Genomic DNA, 24940 nt, shown 5'->3' on the forward strand with positions numbered 1-24940 from the left:
TGTAAATATATGTAAATAGTTGTAAAATATATGTGAAAAATATATTTATTAACTACATATAAGAGGTGAATATTATGATAGATAATAGAGTAACGATACTTGCTAAAAACTTAATAAACTATTCTGTTAGTTTAAAACCAGGAGAAAAAATACTAATAGATGCATTTGGTTTAGAGCTACCTATAGTAACTGAACTTGTTAAGGAAGTTCATAAAGTAGGGGCAATTCCATTTGTATCTATAAAAAATGATAGTGTTAGAAGAGCTTTACTTATGGGAGCAAGTGAAGAACAGATAAACTTAATGGCTAAGTATGAACTAGAAAGAATGAAGGATATGGATGCTTATATATCTGTAAGAGCTGGTGAAAACACAAATGAATTATCAGATGTTCCATCTGATAAGATGCAGTTATTTATGGAAAAGTTTATGCAACCAGTTCACTTTAAGGAAAGAGTAACTAATACTAAGTGGTGTGTTATGAGATGGCCAAATGCTTCTATGGCACAATTATCTGGAACTTCTATAGAAGCTTTTGAAGACTTCTATTTCAACGTATGTAATTTAGATTACTCTAAAATGAGCAAAGCTATGGATAGCTTAATAAAATTAATGGATAAGACAGATAAAGTTAGAATAGTAGGTCAAGGAACTGATTTAGAATTTTCAATAAAAGATATACCGTCTGTTAAATGTGATGGACAAATGAATATACCAGATGGAGAAGTTTACACTGCTCCAGTAAAAAATTCCGTAAATGGAATATTATCATATAACGCTCCAAGTCCTTATAACGGATTTGTATTTGAAAATATAGTTTTAGAATTTAAGGATGGCAAGATAGTAAATGCTACTTCTAATGATAGTGAAAGAATAAATAAGATATTTGATACAGATGAAGGGGCTAGATTCATAGGTGAGTTTGCTATAGGAGTTAATCCTTATATAGAAAAACCTATGAAAGATACGTTATTTGATGAAAAAATAAAAGGAAGTTTCCACTTTACACCTGGGAATAGCTACTCAGATGCTGATAATGGAAATAGATCTTCTGTACATTGGGATTTGGTATGTATACAAACTCCTGAATTTGGCGGAGGAGAAATATATTTTGATGATGTATTAATAAGGAAAGATGGTTTATTCGTTATACCAGAGCTAGAATGTTTAAATCCAGAAAATTTAAAGTAATATAAAATATGAAGGCCTTAGGAAAATATCCTAAGGCCTTTTTTTTATCAAATTTTGGAATAAATATAATATCTATTCAGGTAAAATCAAATATTCTGAAAAATAATATTGATATTGCAGATTATAATTTTACATGCTAAAATAAAAAAATGTCGAAAGACAGCGTTTTTTAGGAAGTAAATACATAAGGAATTACCTTATACGCGAAATTATAATTATAATAATGACATGGAGGAAAACGGTAAATGAGCGCAAAAACAAGTAATCAATCTCAAGGCTTACAAAAGACAATAGGTTTTGCCGCTGCTTTATCTACAGTTGTAGGTATGGTTATAGGTTCAGGAGTATTTTTCAAACCTTATGCCCTTTATAATGCCACAGGAGGAGCACCAGGATTAGGAATAATAGCTTGGATAGTTGGTGGAATTATAACAATAGCTGGTGGTCTTACTGCAGCTGAAGTATCTGCAGCTATACCAAAAACTGGCGGTATGATGATCTATCTAAAAGAGATATACGGAGAGAAATGGGGATTCTTAACAGGTTGGATGCAAACAACTTTATACTTGCCTGGAACAACTGCTGCATTAGCAGTTATATTTGGTACTCAAGCATCTGTTTTATTAGGATTTGGAGCAGATAATACTACTGCAAAAGTAGGTATAGGTATAGCTACAATATTATTCTTATTCTTCATAAATACAATAAGTTCAAAAATGGGTGGTACTATACAAACTGTAGCTACTGCAGGGAAATTAATACCATTAGCATTAATAATAATATTTGGATTTATTAAAGGTGATGGTAATACTATAATGTCTCCTATGATAGGGGAAAGCGTGAGCATGGGAACAGCTTTAGGTCAGGTGTTAATAGCTACATTATTTGCTTATGACGGATGGATAAGCGTTGGTGCTATAGCTGGGGAAATGAAAAATCCAGGTAAAGACTTACCAAGAGCTATAGTTGGTGGTTTATCAATAGTTATGGCAGTATATTTATTAATAAATTTAGCTTATTTATGGGTTATGCCAGCTAATGAGTTAATGATGACTGAAACTCCAGCTGCAGCTGTTGCTACAGTTATATTTGGACCAGTTGGTGGTAAATTAATAACAGTAGGTATATTAATATCAGTATTTGGCGCATTAAACGGATATGGATTAACTGCATCAAGAATACCTTATGCTTTAGCTACGGAAGGAATGTTCCCAGGAAGCAAATGGTTATCTAAATTAAACAAAAATGGAACTCCGGCTAATGCTACTTGGTTAATAGCTATAATAGCTTCGCTATATGCTTTATCAGGAAAATTTGATTTACTAGCAGACTTAACAATATTCGCAGTATGGATATTTTATATAATGATTTTCGTTGGTGTTATTAAGTTAAGAAAAGATCAACCAAACTTAGCTAGACCATATAAAGTACCATTATATCCAATAGTACCATTAGTGGCTATAGTAGGTGGAACATATGTAGTTATAAATACATTAATGACGCAACCTGTAAATGCTTTAGCAGGATTAGCTATAACGCTTTTAGGATTGCCTGTTTATTCATATATGAAAAAGAAAAATGCTTAATATACAGTCAGAGAGCTTTGGTGCATACCAAGGCTCTTTTTAATTTAAATAATTAATCACAAAAAAATTTTAGATTAATATTATATTATTAGGTAAAAACTTTGTATATGCAGTATATTAATTTCAAAAGGAGTGTTTTTTTATGGCAGGAAAAATTAAAAGAGTATTCCCAGGTGGAAATACTACGAAAGGGTTTTATTCATTCTATGATTATATGATAGAGTTGGATGCAAATAGATTTTTTGTTTTAAAAGGTGGACCGGGCGTGGGAAAATCTTCTATGATGAAAAGAATAGGTCATGCTTTAGTAAACATGGGCTATGATGTTGAATTTCATCATTGCTCATCAGACGAAAATTCAATAGATGGAATAGTAGTTCCAAAGTTAAGAATAGCTATGGTAGATGGTACGGCTCCTCATATAGTAGATCCTAAAAATCCTGGTGCTGTAGATGAAATAATAAATTTAGGGGAATCTTGGGATATAGATAAAATGGAAGCAAATAGACAGAAAATATTAGATTGCAACAAAGAAGTTGGGAGATTATTTGCTAGAGCATATAAATATCTAACGGCTTGTGATCCTATAGTTAGAAGTATAGAAGAAAAGTACAAAAATTCTATGGACTTTGGAAGTATTAATACTTTAACTGTAAACTTAGCAGAAGAAATATTAAAAGATATAAAACCTTCAGGAAATATTCCTAAAGAAAGACACTTATTTGGAAGTGCATTAACTCCTGTTGGACATGTAGAACACACTAATACTATACTACAAGGTATAAAAAATATTTATTTTGTAGAGGGTGAACTAGGAACTGGAAAATCAACATTAATGACAAATATATATAAAAAAGCATTAGAGTTAGGCTTAGATGTTGAGATATACCATACTCCATTCCTACCTCCAAATAAAATAGAGACTATAGTAATAGAAGGTCTAGGGGTAGCCATAACTACTAGTAAACTATTTAAAGAAAAAAATTATAAAAGTATAGATTTAAACCAATATATTTGTAAAGATAAAATAGATAAATATTTAGATGAAATAGAATATGATAAGAAAATATTAGACGAATTACTAAGTTACGGCTTATTTAATATTAAAAGAGCTAAAGCGCAACATGATATATTAGAAACATACTATGTCCCAAATATGAATTTTGATAATAATGAAAAGATAAAGAACACTATATTAAATAGAATATTAAGCTATGCAAATAAATAATATTTAATAAGTCATTGTTAATAATATTAAGGAGCCTTAAAAGCTCCTTTTTTCTTTTAAGAAATATAAAAATACTATATAATTTGAAGTATATATAATATTGAAATGAAAGTTATAATACTTATAATAAAAAATATAACATTAAGGAGAAATGCTGTATGAAAAAGGGATACATGTTAATAATATCAATTAGCGCTATTCTAGGAATAACAATAGGCATAATGAGTAAAAGTGCATATAAAAATAATAACTCATTAGTATACACAGATACTGTGCTAAACAACGAATTAGATTCTAAAGAACAAGAAGTTTCTAAGTTATCTAAACAAAAAGAAAAAATAGAAAAACAACTAAAGAATCTTCAAGAAAAACATATAGATAAAAAAGACCAAAATCATATAAATAGTATTAAATCGACTTTATCTTATGGAAATACTACTGGAGAAGGAATAATAATAAATATAGATTCCTCGGTAGAAGAAGAGATGAATTTAGCTAACTTAATAGAATCAAAAAATATACTAGTGGATTTAGTAAATGAATTAAAAATAAATGGAGGTGAGGTAATATCTATAAATAATCAAACATTAAATCAGTATTCGGATATAGTATTAGCTGGAAATCATATAAATATAAATGCTACCCCTATAGCACCTCCTTATGAAATAAAGGTTATAGGAAATAGAAATATGTTATCTAAAAATATATCTAAGGATAATGAATTTATTAAACATATTAATAAAGAATACAGGTTGTACATTAATATAACAGAGAGTTCTTCTATAGATATACCTAAAATACAAATAGAAAAGGAGTTTAAATATATAAAGAGTGAATAATGTATATAATTTTGTATGTGATGAAAAAATCCCACTCTTAGTATCTGAAAATTTAGCCAAAAAACACAATGCAATTCCAATAGATATAAAAGATGGAAAGTTAATTGTAGCAATTGAATGTGAGAGCATATATGCCCTACAAGATTTCAAGTTAGCTACAAATATGAATATAGAATTCAAAAAATATAATAAAGATATATTATCAGAAGCAATAATTTATTATTATAAAAATTATGTTAAGCAAGATGATAATACTTTACATACAATTGAAATTTTAGATAATATTTTAAGACAAGCTATTATAGAAAAGGCCAGTGATATACATATAGAGCCACAAGAGAAAAATGTAAGTATAAGAATAAGAGTAGATGGATATTTGAAAGAAATATTAGTACACTCACATGATATTTATAATCAATTAATAGCTAGAATAAAGATATTAGGAAAAATGGATATAGCTGAAAAAAGGTTGCCACAAGATGGAAGAGTAGATATAAATATAGATGATAATATTGTGGATCTGAGAATATCTACTATCCCCACTGTAATAGGTGAAAAGGCTGTAATAAGAATACTAGATAGAAGAAATTTTTTGAAGGATAAAATAGAGCTAGGGTTTGACGAATATGACTTATTGTTATTAAATAAGATAATAAAAAAGCCCAACGGCATAATTTTAGTAACAGGACCTACTGGTAGTGGAAAAACTACGACGTTATATTCTATCCTAAAGGATTTAAACAATCTAGATAAAAATATTGTAACTATAGAAGACCCTGTTGAATATAAACTAAAAGGAATAAATCAGATTCAAGTAAACACAAAAATAGGACTAACTTTTGCAGGAGGTCTAAGGTCAATATTAAGACAAGATCCAGACATAATAATGATTGGAGAGATAAGGGATTCAGAAACTGCAAAAATAGCTATAAGAGCAGCGATAACAGGTCATTTGGTTATAAGCACTATGCATACTAATGATGCCATATCTGCAATAAACAGATTAATAGATATGGATATACCGCCTTATCTATTAGGAGCGTCTTTAATAGGAGTCATAGCTCAGAGGTTGGTTAGAAAGCCATGTCCTATGTGTTGCGAAGAGTATGATATATCAAATGAAGAAAAGAGAATACTAGATATAAAAGAAGATATTAAATTAATTAGAACTAAAAAGTGCAGAAACTGTGATAATAAAGGATATAAGGAAAGAACTGCTATATACGAAATAGTAAATATAAATTCTAGCATAAGAGATATGATATTAAAATCAAAAAGCAGCAATGAACTTAAAAATGAAGCTATTAAATATGGAATGACAAATTTAAAAGATAGTTGTAAGAATCTAGTAATAAATAAAAAAACTACAGTTGAAGAATTTATGGCTATATCCTATATAGATGATTAAAGGAGGATTAAATGCCGGTATATAAGTACACTGCTTTTGATAAACGGGGTAAAAAAATAAAAGGAAATTATGAAGCTAAAGCACAAAATGATCTTGTAGATTTTATTAACAGCAATAATTACTATCCTATAGATATAAAAGATAACACTAAAGATAAAAGATATGTATTTTCAAAACCTAGTAGTAAGGATTTGCATATATTTTGCAGACAGCTAAATATATTATTAAGCTCAGGATGCACCCTCACTAATTCACTTCATATAATACAAAATCAAGTCAATAATAAACTAAAGTCTGCAATATCATCTATTCAAAAAGAACTCCAACAAGGTAATTCATTATCACAATCTATGAAAAAACAAAATCTATTTTCAAACTTTTTAGTAAATATGATAGTAGCTGGAGAAGCTAGTGGAAATCTAGACTATGTAATGGACAAGTTAAGTATTTACTATGAAAAAGAAAATAAACTAAAAAGTAAGATAGGAGCCTCTCTAGTTTATCCATTCATATTGAGTATAGTTTCCTTAAGTGTAACTTTATTTTTAATTGTATATGTAATACCTAATTTTATAAATATATTCAGTCAAAATAATATACAACCTCCATTTATAACGAAAATATTAGTAAACATGTCATACGTTATAAAAGAGCATTGGTACATAATATCTGTTCTACCGATGATTATTATATTGTCAGTGAATGTGTATATAAATAAGAATCCTAGAGGTAGGTATTTTATAGATAATCTAAAATTAAAAATACCATATATAAATAAACTAGTAAATCTTATTACAACTTGTAGATTTAGTAGGTCATTTTACATATTAATATCAAGCGGGGTACAGGTTGTAGATGCAATAGATATTTCTGCAAAAACAATAGAAAATAAGGTAGTTCAGGATATGCTTTACAAATCTAAAGAGAATATAAAATTAGGAAATAGTTTATATCAATCACTTAGTATATGTAACGTATTTCCTAATATGTTTATATCTATGATAAACATAGGAGAAGAAAGTGGAAAACTAGATAATATATTAAGCAGTATTTCGGATTTTTATGAAGTTGAGCTAGAAAGTAAGCTAAATAAGATAGTAAGTCTTATAGAGCCTATGATCATACTTATTATGGGTCTGGTTATAGGAGGTATAGTTATGTCTATAATGTTACCTATGTTTGATGTAATGACTACGTTTAAGTAAAAAGAGAAAAATAAACAAAAGGAGAAAAAATATGAAAATAAAAAACAGAAAAGTTAAAAGAGGATTTACATTAATAGAGTTAGTTATGGTAGTAGGGATACTAGGGATTTTATCCAGTGTAGCTTTAGTTAAGTTTACTGATGTACAAAAAAATGCCAAGGTAAACGCAGATTATGTAGCAGCAAGCAATATAGCAAATGCAGCAAAATTGGCAAAAGAAGCTGGGGTTGAAACTACAGATTTGAAGGTTTTACAAAATAAAGGTTATTTGGAAGGGATTTTGGAACCCCAAAGTGTAGAGGGGGAATTTGTAATAGATATAGATGGAAAAAATATAACTGTAAAAGTAGATGGAACAGTATTTTATCCAAAACCAGCACCTACAACAGAACAAACAGCCACTAATCAGTAATTAGGAGGATAAAGTGTTAACAAAGAGACTAATAACTCTAGATATTGACGATGAGTATATAAGATTAGCGACGTCAAAGATAAAAAAGGGAAGCATAGAAGTATTAAGTACAGAAGAGATTAAAATACAAAATCAAAAATCAATAAGTACTTCTATAAAAGAGTACTTAAGTTTAAACAAAATAAAAATTAAAAATATATCTTGTAGTAGTCAAAATGAAAATATAATATTTAGAAATATAGAGATTCCATATATAAAAAAAGAAAAAGATATAATAGACGTTATTAAGTTTCAATTAAGTCAATATATGCCTGTTGATCTAGAAAAGTATATACTACAGTATAAAGTACAAAAAATAGTAGAAGATGACAATGGTAAAAATATAAATCTAAATGTTGTATTATTTCCAAAAAATATTGCATCATTTTATAAGACTTTAATAAAAGAGCTAAAATTAAAGCCTATAGTTTTAGACACAGGTACAAATAATATAAATAAACTATACGCAAACAATTTTTTCAACATAAAAAAAGAACAATCTTTTATGACTATAGAGATTAGGGATAAGTATGTATGTGTAAGTATATTTTCCAAAGGTATATTGAAAATAAGTACAACCTTAATAATAGACTATAATATTATAGAAAAAATAGTAGAGATACATAAATATAGTAACTATAAAATTGAAAATATATATGTTTATGGAGAAGATGATAATTTTATTAAATCAGAGTTAGCTAAGAGCTTTAAAATTGAAAATTTAGAACTTAATAACATAACATATAACAAAGAAATAAATATAAATAGGTATATAAATAATATAGGATTGATGTTGAGCATATGAAAAATTACAAAGAATTTAATTTCTTTAAAGAAAATAAATCTAAAAAAGACAAAGAAAATATCATTCATAGTAGTATATTCATTATTGTGGTTATATATATAGGTGCTACTTATATAAACAACTATATTTTATATAATGAATATAAAATATTCCAAACAATTAGCAAATCTGAAGAATCTAACATAATAAACAATCTCAAATCCACAGTATCATATAATCAAATTAAAGAGATATACTATCAAAGTAACATTGTAAAAATAGATGAAGTATATTCAGATGAAAATTATATGTACATAAAAGGTAGTTCTAATAGTTTAAATTTAATATCTCAATACTCTAAAAAACTAGAGGAAACAAAATTATTTAAAAACATTTTTATTGATAATATAAAAACGGCCCATCCCACAAACATAAATCAATTTGAAATAAAATGTACATTAAAGGAAGAACAAATATGAGGTTAAATATAAGAGAGAGAGTATTAATAAATGTATTTATAAGCCTTTTTGTAATTTCTACCTATCATATCTATATATATAAACCCAAAACTAATGAGATAAATAATTTAAAAATTATAAAAAAACAAGAAGAATCTAATAAATCAATGGAAGCAATAAGTCAAAATAAAAAAATGCTTTTAAAAGATTTAAATCAAGAAACAATAATAAATATACTTTCAAATGTATTTCCTAAATCCGCTACAATTAACTCAATAAAATTTCAGGAAGTTGAATATACTGAAAAATATAAATTTATAAATATAGAAATACAAGTATTAGGAAGTATTAATGATATATTACAAGGTATACAAAGAATAGAAAATTCTAGTATAAGTATATATACAAAATCAATAATGTTAGATAGTACTAAGGGTTATGATATTTGCACTCTTTGTTTAATGGTTTATAGTTTGTAAAACTACAGAGGAATTCTTATTTTTGTATAGAACGTTAATATTAAAGACAGTTTCATTAGGGGTTGGTATTAGTGGAAGAGAATAATGTTTTAGTATTGGACAATTTTATAAACCAAATGGAGTTAGATTACCTATATGGTGGAAATAAGAAATATATTAAGTTTTGCAAAAGGCTATATTCTGTAGATATCGATAAATGGAGCAAATATTTTTGGAAACTATATATAACTGACGTTTTTGAAGAAAAGATAAAAGAAAAATTATCTAATATTAAAGATATAAGTAATATAGCTAAAGAAATAGTAGAAAATCTTCAAGAAGAAAGACAAAGAATAGTAACATATGGATATATACAAGGATATGTATTTGGTTATACAAATTTTTACTTAAATAATGAATTTAGTAAAACATGTGAGGCTGTACTAAGAGACAAAAATAAGACAAAGATACATATAAGCGATATTATGAGAAGTAGGCACATAAAGGGATATAAAGTATATATGGATAAAGAAATAAATAATAATCTTCATCAAGAGTATATAAGTGATACAATAAGAGACTATTGTGAAGAAAGAATATATGAAGTGCTAAAAGGATTATTAAGTAGCGATTTAGATACAATTTATCAAACTGTACAAGATATTTTAATAAAAGACTGCATACAAAAAAATAAAGATGGAATATGGGATGGTGTAATATTCAAGGTAACTAGCAAAATATGGAAGAATAATGAAATAGTTGTCTAAATATAGTATAATTATCCAATAAGTGATATAATTAATAATTGCATTTTTAATTTAGTAATAAGGGAGTGAAAGTTACAATGTTAGGGAGAAATGATTTATGTTCGTGTGGTAGTGGCAAAAAATATAAAAAGTGCTGCTTAAATAAAGATATAGTAGTTGAAAGGGCAAATAGAAAGATTGAGCTTTCACAACAGGATTATGTTGATTTGTATTCGAAGCTACATGAATATTCAAGACAGAGCAAATTTTATGATGAATATTTAAAGGCTAAAGAAATGTTTTATATACTAGATGATGAACAATTAAACAAAAAATTTGATAAGTTTTTTAATACCTATTATATTCAAGATCATATAATGGCAGATAACAAAGTTATAACTGCAGCTTTTTATGAAGAAAATAAACATAACTTAAATAAAGTAGAAATAAATATACTAAAAAACTTATTTGAATCTTACGTTAGTTTGTATGAAATATCAGAAATACAAGATGGAAAGGTGTTTTTAAATGACATTTTGTTAAAAGATACGGTTTGTGTTGAAGATATTAATTTACTACAAGATTTAAAATTAGGGGATATAGTAATAGCTAGAATAGTAAATGTAAATGGAGTAAGCATATTACTAGATACTACTGTAAGTATTTCGCAAACAATAAGAAATGTTATATGTAATGATATAGAATACTTCTATAATCAATATATAGATGTATATAAAAATATGAAAACATTCTTATTATATCATACACACATTTTATATAAGTATATACAACAATTATTAGAGCCTAAAGTTGGAGAATGTTTAAAATCAAGAAAATCTGAAGTTGCAATTACGCAAGAAATAGATGACAAAGATGTAGAAAATAAATGTAAAATAACTGAACTATTAAATAATAATATAGAAAAAGAATACTTAGAAGTAGCTATGGATACATGGAAAAAGTTAAAAAATATAAATTCAAATATAAAAGGTTCTGAAAGTGGTTGGGCTTCAGCAATTGAGTACTTTATTAAGAAGGAAAAAGGTGAAAGCACAACTCAAAATCAAATAGCACAAAAATACAATGTAAGTCCAAGCACTCTAGGAAAAAGATATAAAGATTTAAAGTCTATAATTTAATGGATTAATATATGCGGTAATGTACACAATAGTAGATGTATAAAAAATATAGAAAGAGGGATAGTAATGAATTTAAGCTTAGGAAAAGAGATAGCAGTTTCTACTACTTATATAAAATCAAATCCTGCAGTACCTATCTATAATGGTGTAGAATCACCAGAAAATTTATATGCTGTAATCTACCATATAGAAATAGGATATAGTGAAAAACAAGGTGAAAAAACAAAACAATACATAATAATAGATTATAAAAATTATGAACTATCACAAGATGAAAAACAGAATTTAATTGATTTAGCTAAGGTGTATTGTGAGTCTAAAAATATAGATATAGAAAAAGACGGAGAAATAAATTTACTTGATAATGAGGAAGCAGAAAGCTTTTTAGAAAAAGTATTTAATAATATGAAGGTAATAAGAGGGCTTATAACTAAGAGAGACTAGGAGTTGAGATAATGAGGTTTATAGGTTTAGAAGAGATAAACCCGTATAATGACTTGTATGAGTACAAACTATATAGATATGACGATAAGATAGAATTAGGAAATAAAGATAGCTTTATTTGTAATCTTAAGGTGATAGTTTTAAATACAGAAGAGATATACCTGGAAAAAGGCTTTGATAAGTCAAAAGCTATAGCGCTTGTAAGTAATCTAAATACAGACATAAGTGTAGACGAATTAAAGAAAGGTATAACAGATTTTATTTTAGAAGAACTGTTATTTTTAGATATTATCGGAGAAAATATAGATATAGAATTTATAAAAAGCTAGGTTATCAAGCCTAGCTTTTGTTGTTAAATTATTATAAATATAGAAAGGATTTTTTAGATGATAAGAATATCAAATATAAAACTTAATATTGATGAAGATAAATCCATACTTAAAAAATATATATTAAAAAAGCTAAAATTAAACGAAAAAGAACTTATAAAATACCATATATACAAAGAATCAGTAGATGCACGTAAAAAAGGAAAGATAGATTTTGTTTATACTATAGATGTTGAAGTTATAAATGAAGAATCCACTCTAAAAAAAATAAAAGATAAAGATATAGCAATGACTCCAGATTTTAAGTACAAAAATGTTGATATGGGAGAGAAAAAACTTAAAAATAGGCCTGTAGTAATAGGTAGCGGACCAGCAGGATTATTTGCATCATTGTTACTAGCACAAAGGGGCTATAGTCCACTAATGTTAGAAAGAGGTTTGGATGTAGATAACAGAACTAATGATATAAATGAATTTTGGAATAATAGAGTTTTGAAAAAAAATTCAAATGTTCAATTTGGGGAAGGTGGAGCAGGAACTTTTTCAGATGGAAAGTTAACTACTAGAACAAAGGATTTAAGAGTTGGTAAGATATTAGAAGAGTTCGTAAAATTTGGAGCACCAGATGAAATACTTTATTCGCATAAACCACATGTTGGAACTGATATATTGAAAAACGTGGTTAAGAATATAAGAAATGAAATTATAAGACTTGGAGGGGAAGTAAGGTTTAACTCTCAAGTTACAGATATAATTTTAGAGGATAATTGCATAAAAGGAGTAATTACAAATGAAAATGAGAAAATACAAACAGAGGCAGTAATACTTGCAATAGGCCATAGTGCTAGAGACACATATAAAATGTTATATAGAAATAATATAAAGATTATACAAAAGCCATTTTCAATAGGTGCTAGAATAGAACATCCTCAAATACTTATAAATAAATCACAATACAAAGAATTTTATAATCATCCAAGATTAGGAGCTGCGGACTATAGACTTATACATCAAGCATCTAATGAAAGAACTGCATATACATTTTGTATGTGCCCTGGAGGAAGTGTTATAGCATCTGCATCAGATGAATTTGAAGTAGTGACTAATGGAATGAGTGAACATGCAAGGGACAAAGAAAATGCTAATAGTGCATTTTTAGTAAATGTATCACCTGAAGATTTTGAAAGCAATCATCCTCTTGCGGGAATTCATTTTCAACAAAAATATGAGAAACTTGCATTTGAATTAGGGGGAAAAAACTATAATGCACCAGTACAGTTAGTAGGAGATTTTTTAAATGATAAAGTATCAAGTAGTATTGGAAATATTAAACCATCTTACAACCCGGGATATACACTTACAGATTTAAGGGAATGTCTACCAGAATTTGTTGTGCAAACTATGAAGGAAGGATTATTGAGTTTAGATAAAAAACTTCAAGGATTTGCCCTACATGATGCTGTATTGACTGGAGTTGAAACTAGGTCATCTGCGCCACTTAGAATAGTAAGAGATGAAAGTACCTTAGAGTCAATAAATACCAAAAATTTATACCCTAGTGGAGAAGGAGCAGGATATGCCGGAGGTATAGTAACTGCTGCCGTTGATGGTATAAAATGTGCGGAAAAAATAATAGAAAAGTACTCTATATAAAAGTAAATAATCATAAAAAATTAACTTTTATTTAACTTAATTAACAAATTTAACATGGATTTAACATTTTGACTCTATTTTTTTGATACAATAATTTTGGCAACAAATTTAGACAAATTTCTAAAATTTGAAGGAGGAAATTATAAGTGGAAATAGCATTAGGCATAATAGGCGGATTGGGTCTTTTCTTATATGGTATGCATTTAATGGGAGAGGGACTACAAAAATCAGCGGGTGCTAAATTAAAGAGAATAATCGAACTTTTAACTAGCAATCGTATAATGGGGGTTCTTATAGGAACATTAGTTACAGCAGTTATACAAAGTAGTAGTGCAACTACAGTTATGGTAGTTGGATTTGTTAATGCTGGAATAATGAATTTATCTCAAGCTATAGGTGTTATAATGGGTGCTAACATAGGAACAACTATGACTGCCCAACTTGTGTCATTTGATTTAGAAGGAATGGCTCCAGTGGCTTTAGGAATAGGTGTAGTTATGTACTTATTTTCATCTAAGCAAAAGACAAAGCATATAGCTGAAATATTTATCGGATTTGGTATATTATTTACTGGTATGGAATTTATGAAAGATGCAGTAAAACCTTTAAGAGAATATCAAGGGTTTGTAGATACTTTAGTAGGATTTGGACAACATCCAATATTAGGCGTTTTAGCAGGTTTTGGTATAACAGCAATAGTACAAAGCTCAAGTGCTTCTATGGGTATGCTATTAGCTTTAGCATCTCAAGGACTCCTACCATTAGCAGCAGCATTGCCTATACTGTATGGGGATAATATAGGTACTTGTGTTACTTCTTTATTATCAAGTATAGGAGCTAGCAAAAACGCTAGAAGAGCAGCTATAATGCATTTATCATTTAACGTTATAGGGACTATATTATTTATGCTGTTGTTAAATAGACCTATAATGGCTTTAGTTACATCACTAGATCCTAATGATATATCAAGACAAATAGCAAACTCGCATACTTTATTTAATTTAATAAATGTTATAATACAACTTCCATTTGCAGGGTTATTAGTTAAACTATCTATGAAAATTCTACCGATTAAAGAAGATGAAAATGAATCTAAACCTACTAAATATTTAGATGATAGAATGATAGAAACACCTGAAATAGCATTAGGAAACACAGTAAAAGAAGTTTTAAGAATGGGTAAAAAAGCAAAAGAAGCTCTAGAAACTTCTATGGATAGTTTATTTGAAAAATCAAATGAGAAAGTTAACAAAACTTTTGAAACAGAAAAGTTAATAAATCAATTACAAAAAGACTTATTAAATTATTTGCTAAAATTATCTAAGGCTCCTTTATCTGAAACTGCTAGAGAAGTTGTTGATGAATTATTTAATACAGTTAATGATATAGAAAGAATAGGCGATCATGCAGAAAATATAGCTGAATTAGCCCAAGGAGCTATAGAAAAAGATGTTAAGTTATCTGAAAAAGGTGTTGAAGAGCTTAGAGATCTTTATAATAAGGTTATATCAACGTATAAATACTCTTTAGAAGCTATGAAAAATGGAGATATAGATTTAGCATATAGAGTCATAAAAATGGAAGAGCAAGTTGACTTAATGGAAAAATCATGTAGATCTAACCATATGCACAGATTAAACAATAATTTATGTAGTGTAGATAGTGGAGTTATATTCTTAGACTTAATAAGCAATTTAGAAAGAGTATCAGATCACTCAGTAAATATAGCTCAACAAGTTATAAAAGCCGGTAATTTAATAAAAAAATAATGTTAATGTAATAAAAGAGTTCTATATTATGAAGAATAATATAGAACTCTTTTTTGTAGTATTATAAATTACGGAGGATTTTATATGAATAAGTTAAATAGAGAATTTTATTTAGATGATACAGAAATAGTTGCAAAAAATTTATTGGGTAAGTATCTAATTAGAGAATATGATAATAAAAAGATAGTATGTAAAATAGTAGAGACAGAAGCCTATAAGACTCAAGGAGATAAAGCAGCTCATGCAAATAATAACAAACTAACAGAAAGAACAAAAATAATATTTGAAGAAGGGGGACATGCCTACATTTATTTAATTTATGGAATGTATTATTGTTTTAATGTTGTAGGTGGGCCAAAGGGAGGTGGTGGGGCTGTTTTAGTAAGGGCAGTTGAGCCTATAGAAGGAATAGAATATATGATGGTTAATAGATTTAAAGAAATAAATAACAAAAAAATGAAGGATTTAACAAATGGACCGGGAAAATTATGTATTGCAATGAATATAAATAAAAGTTTATATGGAGAAGATTTATGTACTAGCAGTTGCATATATATATTAGAGGGAGAAAATCTAGAAGAAAAGGATATTGTCCATTCAAAAAGAATAAATATAGACTATGCAGAAGAAGCTAAAGATTTCTTATGGAGATATTATATTAGGGGGAATAAATATGTATCAAAAAAATAAATTTAAATTGGCATTATGTCAAACTTTAACTAAAGAAGATAAGAAATATAATGTTGATAAAGCTGTAGAATTTATTAAAAAAGCAAGTGCAAACAATTCAGATATAATATGTCTAGGTGAGATGTTTAATACGCCATATAGGACATCTTTATTTATTAAAAATGCTGAAGAAGAGGCAAATAGCTATACATTACAAAGAATATCAGAAGCTGCTAGGGAAAATAATGTATATGTATTTGCTGGATCTATATGTGAAAAAAAGGGTGACAAATATTATAATACATCATATGCTTTTGACAGAGAAGGAAATATAATAGGAAAACATAAAAAAATTCATTTATATGATGTTGATATAAAAGACAAGTTAAAAATAAAAGAATCTGATACAATATCGAGTGGAAGCGATATAACAGTAGTTGATACAGAATTTTGCAAAATAGGTCTTGCAATATGCTATGATATGAGATTTCCAGAGATATTTAGAATGATGGTAGATAAAGGAGCCAATTTAATAATAGTTCCTGCAGCATTTAATACAGTTACAGGAAGTTCTCACTGGGACACTCTAATAAAAGCAAGAGCTATAGACAATCAAGTGTATGTTGCTGCAGTAAGTCCAGCTAGAAACTACAATGAAAAATATATAGTATATGGTCATAGCAAAGTTTGCGATGCATATGGAAAGACATTAGGGGAATTGGATGAAAAAGAAGGCATTATGTATTGTGATGTTGACTTGGACTACTTAGATGAAGTTAGAGAGGAACTTCCAATACTAAAACATAGAAGGACTGATATATATAATGTAGTAAATTTAGTTAAGAATTAAACTTATATTGAAGAAAAATTTATAAATTTGATATAATAAAAATTACAAAAGTAAAATTTTACAATTAGGGGAAGGTAAATAGATGAGTAAGATAAATTTTGATTATTCTAAAGCGATAAAGTTTTTTGAACAACACGAATTGGATTATATGGAACCTTTTGTTAAAGTTGCCCATGAAATGCTACATAATAAAACTGGTCCAGGAAATGACTTTTTAGGTTGGCTTGAACTACCTTATAATTATGATAAGGAAGAATTTAAAAGAATAAAAAAGTGTGCAGAGAAGATAAAAAATGACTCTGATGTTTTATTGGTAATAGGCATAGGGGGTTCTTATTTAGGATCAAGAGCTGCTATAGAAATGATGGGACATTCTTTAAGAAATAATCTATCTAAAGAAGAAAGAAAAGGTCCCGAGGTATACTTTGTAGGTAATAATATAAGTTCAACTTATATAATGGATATAATTGATATAATAAAAGACAAGGATATATCAATAAATGTCATATCTAAATCAGGCACTACTACAGAACCAGCTATAGCATTTAGAATATTTAAAGAATACATAGAAAAAAAATATGGGAAAGAAGAAGCAAGTAAGAGAATATATGCTACAACTGACTCTAGTAAAGGAGCACTAAGAAATCTATCTCAGTCTGAGGGTTATGAGACCTTTGTTATATCTGATGATATAGGAGGACGTTATTCTGTATTAACTGCAGTGGGATTACTGCCTATAGCTGCAGCAGGGTTTAATATAGATGAAATCATGAAAGGTGCACAAGATGCACATGATGATTTTAAAGTAGACAATTTAAAAGAAAACAATTGTTACCAATATGCTATAGTCAGAAATATTCTTAATAGAAAAGGAAAAAATATAGAATTATTAGTGAACTATGAGCCGCACCTACACTTTATAGGTGAATGGTGGAAACAATTATATGGAGAAAGTGATGGAAAGGATAACAAGGGGATATATCCAGCGTCAGTAGACTTTTCAACAGATTTACATTCAATGGGACAATATATCCAAGAAGGTAGAAGAGACCTATTTGAAACTGTATTAAATGTTGAAACTTCGAGAAAAGAAATAAAAATACAAAAAGAAGAGCAGGACTTAGATGGATTAAACTACTTAGTTGGAAAAACTGTAGACTTTGTAAATCAAAAGGCCTTTGAAGGAACATTACTTGCACATACAGATGGAAATGTACCTAATTTGATAATAAATATACCAAAGCTTGATGAGTATAACTTTGGGTATTTAGTATATTTCTTTGAAAAGGCATGCGCAATTGGTGGATATATTTTAGGTGTAAATCCATTTGATCAACCAGGAGTAGAAACTTACAAGAAAAACATGTTTGCATTGCTAGGTAAACCAGGATATGAAAAGGAAAAAGAAGAATTAGAAAAAAGATTAAATATATAGTTAAATTTAGAGAGATATCTATATATCTCTCTTTTTAAAATTTCAAAAAATATTATGATTTTTTATATTATCTACATATTATCTTCATATTATCAAAATAAAATAAAGATAAGTACATATAAGAAAGGGATGGATTAAATTGTTTAGAGGTATAGCTAAAATACTTATAGCAGCTATATTAGGAGCTGTAATAGGAAGTGCAATTACTTTATATGCCGCACCTATAATAATTGATGACAAGCAAACTAATACAAATAATAGTGAGCAAAAAATAGTAGTACAAGGCGATGGAAAATCTGAAAATATATATCGTGCTGTAACAGAAAAATCTATGCCTTCAGTTGTAGGTATAACTACTGTAACAATAGATAGAAGTAATATATTTTCACTACCTCAGGAGTTACAAGGGGTTGGAACGGGAGTCATAGTACATTCTGATGGATATATTCTTACTAACTCACATGTTGTATCAGATGGGGAAGCTGTAGATGTAGGGGTTCTTTTTAATGACGGAAATACTTCTCAAGGCAAGGTACTTTGGAATGATCCTCAAATGGATTTAGCACTTGTAAAGGTAGATAAAGTTGATTTACCTGTAGCAGATTTAGGAGATAGTGATAACGTTCAAATTGGAGATATAGCAATCGCTATAGGAAATCCCCTTGGACTTGAATTTCAAAGAAGTGTTACTCAAGGTATTATAAGTGGGTTAGATAGAAGCATACAAACCGAAAATGCAGCTATGACTGGGCTTATGCAGACTGATGCTAGTATAAATCCAGGTAATAGTGGAGGGCCGTTGTTAAATTCAAAAGGTGAGGTTGTAGGTATAAATACAGCCAAGGCAGCTCAAGGAGAAGGATTAGGGTTTTCTATACCTATAAATACTGCTAAACCTATAATAGATCAAATAATAGAAAATGGTGATTTTGAAAAGGTTATGTTAGGAATAAAGGGTGTAGATGTTCAAACTTATGAAGCAGCGACAGGAGAGAAATTACAAAGTAATGAAGGTGTTTATGTAGTAGAAGTAGTAAAAAATAGTACTGCTTATAAATCAGGAATTAAAGCAGGAGATATAATAAAAAATATAGAAAATGATAATATAAGTTCTATGAGTGACTTAAACAAAGTGTTATATAAATACTCACTTGGGGATAAGGTTAATATTACTGTAAATAGAAATGGAAATATAAAAAATTTAAATACTGTATTTAATAAATAAATATATAAAAGAGATAGCCTAGGCTATCTCTTTTATATATTTATGCTTCTTTTTTGTTTAATTCTTGTACTGTAGTTTCTGGTTTCGTACTACAGTTATTTTCATGAGGGCAACCAGAGCAACTTGAACAACCTGAAGATTTTGGACCAAATCTTCCATAAAGTATTTTAAATGCTATTGCCAGTATTCCAGCTGTAACAGCTAATTCTATAAATCTAGAAACTTCAAATGATCCTGTGAATATACTTCCGATAGTATAAACAACAAATGATATTACCCAAGCTAATACAAGCTGATATATAAATGATGTAAACATCATTTTATTTCCATATTCCTTCTTCAGAGTAGCCAAAACAGATATACATGGGGTATATAATGAAACAAACACTATAAATGTATAAGCTGTTAATGCTGTAAATTGTTGAGGTAAAACTGTAGTTAAATCTCCGTATATAACACCCATACTACCAACAACAACTTCTTTAGCAACTAAACCTGTAAGCAATGATACTGATGCTTGCCATGTTCCAAATCCAAGTGGTGCAAATATAGGTGCAATTACAGAACCTATAATAGATAAGAAACTATTATTTATATCTGTTGTATATCCTGAAAAGTTAAAGAATGAAACTAACCATATAACTATAGACATAGAGAATATTACTGTACCTGCTTTTACTAAAAATCCTTTAGATTTTTCCCATGTATGTTTTATTATACTCTTAGGTTGAGGCATTTTATATTCTGGAAGTTCTAGTATAAATGGTTCTTCTTGTTTATTAAAATAAGTATTTTTTAATACTAAGCCAACTAATACAGCAATTATTATACCTAATATATATAGTGATAAAACTACCCAAGATTCTTTTTCAGGGAAGAATATTGAAGCAAATAATGCATAAACAGTTAAACGAGCATTACACGACATAAGTGGAGCTAAAAGAGCTGTAAGTTTTCTGTCCTTTTCACTTTCTAAAGTTCTAGCAGCCATTATTGCTGGAGTAGAACAACCAAATCCCATTACAAGAGGAATAAAAGCTTTACCAGATAAACCTATTTTTCTCATTAAGCTATCCATTAAAAACGCTGATCTTGCCATATATCCACTATCTTCTAATAAAGATAACCCTAAGAATAATGCAAATACTATAGGGAAGAATACTATAACAGATCCAACTCCACCTAGTATACCATCAACTATTAGTGAAGCAAACCAAGGACTTGATCCACTTAATATATTTGAAGCTGCAGGCATTAAGATTTCGGCTACATATACATCTAGCATATCAGCTATTGGTTGGCCGAACCATTTAAAGGTAAATTCAAATACTAACCATAATAATCCTAAAAACACAGGATAAGCAAGTAATGGGTTTAAAACTATTTTGTCTATTTTTTCAGTTATACTTTCTTTTTCACTAAAATCTTGCTTAGTACATTTTGAAACAAGCTTTTCTAAATACTTATAAGTTTGATCTTCATTTCCAAAATCTTTTTTCATTGAGGTTTTATTAAAGTTATTTGATTCTATTGTGCTTATAATATTATTTATTCCTTCATTTTTTCTGGCTACTATAGGTATAACAGTTACCCCGAGTTCACTAGATAACTTGTTATAGTCTATATGTATACCTTTAGACTCAGCCACGTCAATCATGTTAAGCACTAATATTACAGGTTTATTAAACTGAGCTAATTGAGTAGTTAGATATAAATTTCTAACTAAGTTAGATGCATCTACTATATCAACTATAACGTCAACATCTCCACTTTCCAAGAAATTTTTAGAAACTTTTTCTTCGTTAGAAAATGTATCCATTGCATATATCCCAGGTAAATCAACAACCTTTATATCATTGGTTGCAAATCCTTCTTTTTTCTCTATTGTAACTCCTGGCCAGTTTCCAACATATTGCTTGGAACCAGTAAGAGCATTAAATACTGTAGTTTTACCTACATTAGGATTACCAAGTAATGCTACTGTAGTCATAGTAGTATCCTCCTTATTTTAAATATATATTTTTAGCATCATCTTTTCTTATAGCCAAATCAAAGCCTCTTAATCTTATGATTATAGGATCACCAAATGGTGCAACTTTTGTTACTTTAACTTCTGTTTCTTCAACACACCCTAATGCTAATAATCTTTTTGCTAATCTTGCATTACCTTTTATAGAATTAATAGTACCACTTTGGCCTATTTTCAAATCGTAAACAGTCATCATTAATACCTCCTAATGAATTTCATTCTCATTTAAAATATATCACGTATTCTCTAGTAAGTCAATGTTTAACACTGTAAAAATATAGTAAACATATAAAAATAGTAGTAAATATCCTAATATCTTTAAATGATTGCTATAATAATATATTAATAATTTTTTATTAATATATTAATGAATAAAAATACTCACGAAATTAGTTTCATTAATAAAGAATTTGTATTATAATGTAGACATAAGATATTTGAAAGGGGTATGATTATGAGAACTAAAAAGTTAACTCATATGAGTTTGCTTATAGCATATAGTTTAGTTTTGTATATAGTAGAAAGCTATATACCAAATCCGCTAATAGCTTTATTTCCAGGAGCTAAACTAGGCCTTACAAATATTATTACATTAGTATCATTATCTTTGTTAGGATTTAAAGATACTTTTATAATAATCACTATTAGAGTTATATTATCATCTATGTTCGCGGGACCTGTATCGGCTTTATTATTTAGTATATCTGGTGCCTATTTAAGTTTATTAGGTATGAGTTTATGTCTGAAGATAAAAAGTTTTTCGGTTGTAGGTGTAAGCATTGTAGGTGCTGTATGTCATAATATAGGGCAACTTATGGTGGCATCTTTGATAATAGAAAGTGGACTTATTTTTACTTATCTGCCGTATATGCTTATAGCATCTGTACCAACTGGAATTTTCGTTGGTATAGTATCAAAATTTACTTTAAACAACTTATCTAAGATGCAGCAAAAGGTTTATTGACATACTATAATTAACTTTGGTAAAATATTACTAAACAGTACTAAAACTAAAACATTTAATGGTGGTTAACATGATAAAAGTTGATTTAGATAAAATAAAAGACGAAATAGAAGCTCTAAGAGAAGAAATTAACAGATATATACAGTATCCTGATATATTTAAAGAAGAGTTAGTTGAAACTAGCCAAAAAATAGATATATTAATAAATAAATATGTAGAATTGTCAAGAGACTAAAGCCTTTTAAAGGCTTTTTTTTATTTCCAAAACTGCATACTATTAAAATATATAGTCAATAATCCTAAATAGCTATAAATACATATTTAAAAGGTGAGTTGTATGTTGCTATATAGTTTGTTCAAATCAATAATAATAATTATTGGTGCTTATGCAATATTAAAAGTTATAAGGTATATAACTTCTAAGGTATTTGATATAACTAGATTTGATAGACAATATGAAAAAACTTTGAGCAGTATAATAATATCATTTTCTTATTATGTCATATTTATTGTAACAGTTACCTTAATTTTGAGAGAATTTAAAATAATAGATTTTAATAAATTTGAAACATTGGTAACTGGAGCGGGTATAGTAGGGTTAATAGCAGGTTTAGCAGTTCAAAGTTTTCTAAAAGATATACTAAATGGATTTTTTATATTGTTTGAGAAACAGATGAAAGTTGGAGATTTTGTAATAATAAATGAAGAGTTTAGAGGAACAGTAGAAGAAATAGGACTAAGAAGTCTCAGTATAAGAGATTGGGACTCAAGAAGAATCACTATACCAAATGGAAATATAACATCATTAAGAAATTACAGTAGAAACAAAATGAGAGCTGTAGCTCACGTAAGGGTTTCTTATGAAGAAGACCCAATTTATATTATAGAGGTACTAGAAGAGGTATGTAACATATTAAATGAAAAATACAAACAATTTTTAATCAAAAACATGATGAATGAACCATCAGAGCCATTTACTGTATATGGGGTAACCGATATAGTAGATGTTCCAGTAGGAGTACAATATACTATAACAGGCTCAATAGAACCCTTTAAGTATTTTGATGTATTAAAAGATGCTAGGCTACAAATATTGATAACTTTTAGAGAAAAAGGAATAAAGGTTGCATACCCAACAAATGTAAACATATTATACAGTGGGTATAGTGATTATGTACAAGAAAAGAGCTGTGATTAACAGCTCTTTTTGCTCATTTCTATAGCTTTTTTGGTACATGATTGCATAGCTGAGATTATACTAGCTCTAAAATTATTTTTTTCAAGCTCATATACCGCCTCAATAGTAGTCCCACCTGGAGAGCAGACTTTATCTTTTAATGATCCTGGATGCTCTCCAGTTTCTAATACCGTTTTAGCAGCACCTAAAACAGCTTGAGATGCAAACTTATAAGCCTGATTTCTAGGCATTCCTTGAAGAACTGCTCCATCTGCTAAAGCTTCTATAAGTATATATACATAAGCTGGCGAAGAACCACTTACAGCAGGAATAACATCCATTAGTTTTTCATCTATAACTTCTGCTTTTCCAAAAGATCCAAATATACTTAATATTATATCTTTTTCTTCACAATTTATTGAGGAGTTAAAACTTATAGCTGACATCCCTTCCTTTACTAAGCAAGGGGTATTTGGCATGGTTCTAACTACCTTAATATCCTTTAAAAAGTGGTTCTCTATAGATTCTATAGTGATACCAGCAGCTATACTTACAATAACTGCATCCTGTTTTACATAATCTTTTATTTCGCATATTACATCGGTATATTTATTTGGTTTAACAGCCAAAAATAATATATCTGAAAAATTAGCTACATCTATGTTATTATTAGTTGTAAGAATATTATATTGTTTTTTTACATATTGAAGTTTAGTATCAGTTGGGTTACTTGCCATTATATTTGTACTATTAACTAAATTAGATGACAAAATCCCACCTATTATAGATTGAGCCATATTTCCGCATCCTATGAATCCTATTTTTTTATTCATATGCATACCTCCTATTGTACTTTCGTAATCATATAATATAAGCACTATCTATATTTTAATATAAAACTAAT

At 28.3% G+C, this 24940-nt stretch carries 26 protein-coding genes; 23 read left to right on the forward strand and 3 right to left on the reverse strand.

Annotated elements, in window-relative coordinates; all coding sequences use genetic code 11:
• The first annotated feature begins 74 nt into the window (after positions 1–74).
• The 20 genes from BS62_RS03565 (at position 75) to htrA (ending at position 19866) form a co-directional block, all read left to right on the forward strand.
• Positions 75–1190 carry an aminopeptidase gene (locus BS62_RS03565; RefSeq protein ID WP_496489874.1) on the forward strand — a complete coding sequence of 372 codons (1116 nt, stop codon included), beginning with the start codon at positions 75–77 and terminating at the stop codon, positions 1188–1190.
• A 245-nt stretch (positions 1191–1435) separates the two neighbouring features.
• On the forward strand, positions 1436–2776 hold the full coding sequence (locus tag BS62_RS03570; protein ID WP_496489875.1) for an APC family permease: 1341 nt from the start codon (positions 1436–1438) through the stop codon (positions 2774–2776).
• 142 nt (positions 2777–2918) lie between these two features.
• Entirely contained in the window at positions 2919–4004 is a 1086-nt protein-coding gene (locus BS62_RS03575; RefSeq protein ID WP_496489876.1) for a PRK06851 family protein, read from the forward strand.
• Positions 4005–4162: 158 nt separating this feature from the next.
• Positions 4163–4843, forward strand: coding sequence for a DUF881 domain-containing protein (locus BS62_RS03580; RefSeq protein ID WP_496489877.1), 681 nt, complete (start codon positions 4163–4165; stop codon positions 4841–4843).
• Positions 4836–6251, forward strand: a complete 1416-nt coding sequence (locus tag BS62_RS03585; RefSeq protein WP_496489878.1) for a GspE/PulE family protein — start codon at positions 4836–4838, stop codon at positions 6249–6251. The genes BS62_RS03580 and BS62_RS03585 overlap by 8 nt, the downstream gene beginning before the upstream one ends.
• Positions 6252–6262: 11 nt before the next feature.
• Positions 6263–7456 carry a type II secretion system F family protein gene (locus BS62_RS03590; RefSeq protein ID WP_496489879.1) on the forward strand — a complete coding sequence of 398 codons (1194 nt, stop codon included), beginning with the start codon at positions 6263–6265 and terminating at the stop codon, positions 7454–7456.
• 31 nt (positions 7457–7487) lie between these two features.
• A complete protein-coding gene (locus BS62_RS03595) occupies positions 7488–7868 on the forward strand; it encodes a type IV pilin protein (RefSeq protein WP_496489880.1) in 381 nt (126 codons plus the stop codon).
• A gap of 13 nt (positions 7869–7881) precedes the next feature.
• Positions 7882–8712, forward strand: a complete 831-nt coding sequence (locus BS62_RS03600) for a hypothetical protein (RefSeq protein WP_496489881.1) — start codon at positions 7882–7884, stop codon at positions 8710–8712.
• Positions 8709–9170: a hypothetical protein gene (locus BS62_RS03605; protein ID WP_496489882.1), complete on the forward strand. Its 462-nt coding sequence runs from the start codon at positions 8709–8711 to the stop codon at positions 9168–9170. Before BS62_RS03600 ends, BS62_RS03605 begins: the two co-directional genes overlap by 4 nt.
• Complete coding sequence (locus tag BS62_RS03610; protein WP_496489883.1) at positions 9167–9628, forward strand: hypothetical protein; 462 nt, start codon at positions 9167–9169, stop codon at positions 9626–9628. Before BS62_RS03605 ends, BS62_RS03610 begins: the two co-directional genes overlap by 4 nt.
• A gap of 71 nt (positions 9629–9699) precedes the next feature.
• Complete coding sequence (locus tag BS62_RS03615; protein WP_496489884.1) at positions 9700–10374, forward strand: hypothetical protein; 675 nt, start codon at positions 9700–9702, stop codon at positions 10372–10374.
• A 77-nt stretch (positions 10375–10451) separates the two neighbouring features.
• A complete protein-coding gene (locus BS62_RS03620) occupies positions 10452–11492 on the forward strand; it encodes a YecA family protein (RefSeq protein ID WP_496489885.1) in 1041 nt (346 codons plus the stop codon).
• 66 nt (positions 11493–11558) lie between these two features.
• On the forward strand, positions 11559–11936 hold the full coding sequence (locus tag BS62_RS03625; protein ID WP_496489886.1) for a hypothetical protein: 378 nt from the start codon (positions 11559–11561) through the stop codon (positions 11934–11936).
• A gap of 11 nt (positions 11937–11947) precedes the next feature.
• A complete protein-coding gene (locus BS62_RS03630; RefSeq protein WP_496489887.1) occupies positions 11948–12265 on the forward strand; it encodes a hypothetical protein in 318 nt (105 codons plus the stop codon).
• A 57-nt stretch (positions 12266–12322) separates the two neighbouring features.
• The gene (locus BS62_RS03635; RefSeq protein WP_496489888.1) at positions 12323–13918 is read left to right on the forward strand and encodes an NAD(P)/FAD-dependent oxidoreductase; all 1596 of its coding nucleotides are present in this window, start codon (positions 12323–12325) and stop codon (positions 13916–13918) included.
• 146 nt (positions 13919–14064) lie between these two features.
• Positions 14065–15687, forward strand: coding sequence for a Na/Pi cotransporter family protein (locus BS62_RS03640; RefSeq protein WP_496489889.1), 1623 nt, complete (start codon positions 14065–14067; stop codon positions 15685–15687).
• A gap of 84 nt (positions 15688–15771) precedes the next feature.
• Positions 15772–16377 carry a DNA-3-methyladenine glycosylase gene (locus BS62_RS03645; RefSeq protein WP_496489890.1) on the forward strand — a complete coding sequence of 202 codons (606 nt, stop codon included), beginning with the start codon at positions 15772–15774 and terminating at the stop codon, positions 16375–16377.
• A complete protein-coding gene (locus tag BS62_RS03650; RefSeq protein WP_496489891.1) occupies positions 16361–17206 on the forward strand; it encodes a carbon-nitrogen hydrolase family protein in 846 nt (281 codons plus the stop codon). The genes BS62_RS03645 and BS62_RS03650 overlap by 17 nt, the downstream gene beginning before the upstream one ends.
• A gap of 82 nt (positions 17207–17288) precedes the next feature.
• Positions 17289–18641 (forward strand): glucose-6-phosphate isomerase, encoded by a 1353-nt coding sequence (locus BS62_RS03655; protein WP_496489892.1) that lies wholly within the window; start codon positions 17289–17291, stop codon positions 18639–18641.
• A gap of 139 nt (positions 18642–18780) precedes the next feature.
• Positions 18781–19866, forward strand: a complete 1086-nt coding sequence (gene htrA, locus BS62_RS03660; RefSeq protein WP_496489893.1) for a serine protease HtrA — start codon at positions 18781–18783, stop codon at positions 19864–19866.
• Positions 19867–19906: 40 nt separating this feature from the next.
• Here htrA and feoB read toward each other — a convergent pair whose 3' ends face one another.
• On the reverse strand, positions 19907–21856 hold the full coding sequence (gene feoB, locus BS62_RS03665; protein ID WP_496489894.1) for a ferrous iron transport protein B: 1950 nt from the start codon (positions 21854–21856) through the stop codon (positions 19907–19909).
• Between the two features lie 13 nt (positions 21857–21869).
• Positions 21870–22088 (reverse strand): FeoA family protein, encoded by a 219-nt coding sequence (locus tag BS62_RS03670; protein ID WP_496489986.1) that lies wholly within the window; start codon positions 22086–22088, stop codon positions 21870–21872.
• A gap of 261 nt (positions 22089–22349) precedes the next feature.
• On the opposite strand from BS62_RS03670, the gene BS62_RS03675 reads away from it, so the two are divergent.
• From BS62_RS03675 to BS62_RS03685, 3 genes are all read left to right on the forward strand, one after another.
• Positions 22350–22859 carry a Gx transporter family protein gene (locus BS62_RS03675; protein ID WP_496489895.1) on the forward strand — a complete coding sequence of 170 codons (510 nt, stop codon included), beginning with the start codon at positions 22350–22352 and terminating at the stop codon, positions 22857–22859.
• Between the two features lie 70 nt (positions 22860–22929).
• The gene (locus BS62_RS03680; protein WP_496489896.1) at positions 22930–23094 is read left to right on the forward strand and encodes an aspartyl-phosphate phosphatase Spo0E family protein; all 165 of its coding nucleotides are present in this window, start codon (positions 22930–22932) and stop codon (positions 23092–23094) included.
• Between the two features lie 102 nt (positions 23095–23196).
• Positions 23197–24057, forward strand: a complete 861-nt coding sequence (locus tag BS62_RS03685; RefSeq protein ID WP_496489897.1) for a mechanosensitive ion channel family protein — start codon at positions 23197–23199, stop codon at positions 24055–24057.
• On the opposite strand, the gene proC is transcribed toward BS62_RS03685, so the two are convergent.
• Positions 24054–24869 carry a pyrroline-5-carboxylate reductase gene (proC, locus tag BS62_RS03690; protein WP_496489898.1) on the reverse strand — a complete coding sequence of 272 codons (816 nt, stop codon included), beginning with the start codon at positions 24867–24869 and terminating at the stop codon, positions 24054–24056. The genes BS62_RS03685 and proC overlap by 4 nt on opposite strands.
• Positions 24870–24940: the final 71 nt, after the last annotated feature.

The organism is Sporacetigenium mesophilum DSM 16796, from assembly GCF_059569055.1.

Bases quoted from the DNA above. Each gene is read 5' to 3' on its own strand.
- BS62_RS03565 (WP_496489874.1), top strand. From the start codon at position 75: ATGATAGATAATAGAGTAACGATACTTGCTAAAAACTTAATAAACTAT.
- BS62_RS03570 (WP_496489875.1), top strand. From the start codon at position 1,436: ATGAGCGCAAAAACAAGTAATCAATCTCAAGGCTTACAAAAGACAATA.
- BS62_RS03575 (WP_496489876.1), top strand. From the start codon at position 2,919: ATGGCAGGAAAAATTAAAAGAGTATTCCCAGGTGGAAATACTACGAAA.
- BS62_RS03580 (WP_496489877.1), top strand. From the start codon at position 4,163: ATGAAAAAGGGATACATGTTAATAATATCAATTAGCGCTATTCTAGGA.
- BS62_RS03590 (WP_496489879.1), top strand. From the start codon at position 6,263: ATGCCGGTATATAAGTACACTGCTTTTGATAAACGGGGTAAAAAAATA.
- BS62_RS03595 (WP_496489880.1), top strand. From the start codon at position 7,488: ATGAAAATAAAAAACAGAAAAGTTAAAAGAGGATTTACATTAATAGAG.
- BS62_RS03605 (WP_496489882.1), top strand. From the start codon at position 8,709: ATGAAAAATTACAAAGAATTTAATTTCTTTAAAGAAAATAAATCTAAA.
- BS62_RS03610 (WP_496489883.1), top strand. From the start codon at position 9,167: ATGAGGTTAAATATAAGAGAGAGAGTATTAATAAATGTATTTATAAGC.
- BS62_RS03620 (WP_496489885.1), top strand. From the start codon at position 10,452: ATGTTAGGGAGAAATGATTTATGTTCGTGTGGTAGTGGCAAAAAATAT.
- BS62_RS03625 (WP_496489886.1), top strand. From the start codon at position 11,559: ATGAATTTAAGCTTAGGAAAAGAGATAGCAGTTTCTACTACTTATATA.
- BS62_RS03630 (WP_496489887.1), top strand. From the start codon at position 11,948: ATGAGGTTTATAGGTTTAGAAGAGATAAACCCGTATAATGACTTGTAT.
- BS62_RS03635 (WP_496489888.1), top strand. From the start codon at position 12,323: ATGATAAGAATATCAAATATAAAACTTAATATTGATGAAGATAAATCC.
- BS62_RS03645 (WP_496489890.1), top strand. From the start codon at position 15,772: ATGAATAAGTTAAATAGAGAATTTTATTTAGATGATACAGAAATAGTT.
- BS62_RS03650 (WP_496489891.1), top strand. From the start codon at position 16,361: ATGTATCAAAAAAATAAATTTAAATTGGCATTATGTCAAACTTTAACT.
- BS62_RS03655 (WP_496489892.1), top strand. From the start codon at position 17,289: ATGAGTAAGATAAATTTTGATTATTCTAAAGCGATAAAGTTTTTTGAA.
- feoB (WP_496489894.1), bottom strand. From the start codon at position 21,856: ATGACTACAGTAGCATTACTTGGTAATCCTAATGTAGGTAAAACTACA.
- BS62_RS03670 (WP_496489986.1), bottom strand. From the start codon at position 22,088: ATGACTGTTTACGATTTGAAAATAGGCCAAAGTGGTACTATTAATTCT.
- BS62_RS03675 (WP_496489895.1), top strand. From the start codon at position 22,350: ATGAGAACTAAAAAGTTAACTCATATGAGTTTGCTTATAGCATATAGT.
- BS62_RS03680 (WP_496489896.1), top strand. From the start codon at position 22,930: ATGATAAAAGTTGATTTAGATAAAATAAAAGACGAAATAGAAGCTCTA.
- BS62_RS03685 (WP_496489897.1), top strand. From the start codon at position 23,197: ATGTTGCTATATAGTTTGTTCAAATCAATAATAATAATTATTGGTGCT.
- proC (WP_496489898.1), bottom strand. From the start codon at position 24,869: ATGAATAAAAAAATAGGATTCATAGGATGCGGAAATATGGCTCAATCT.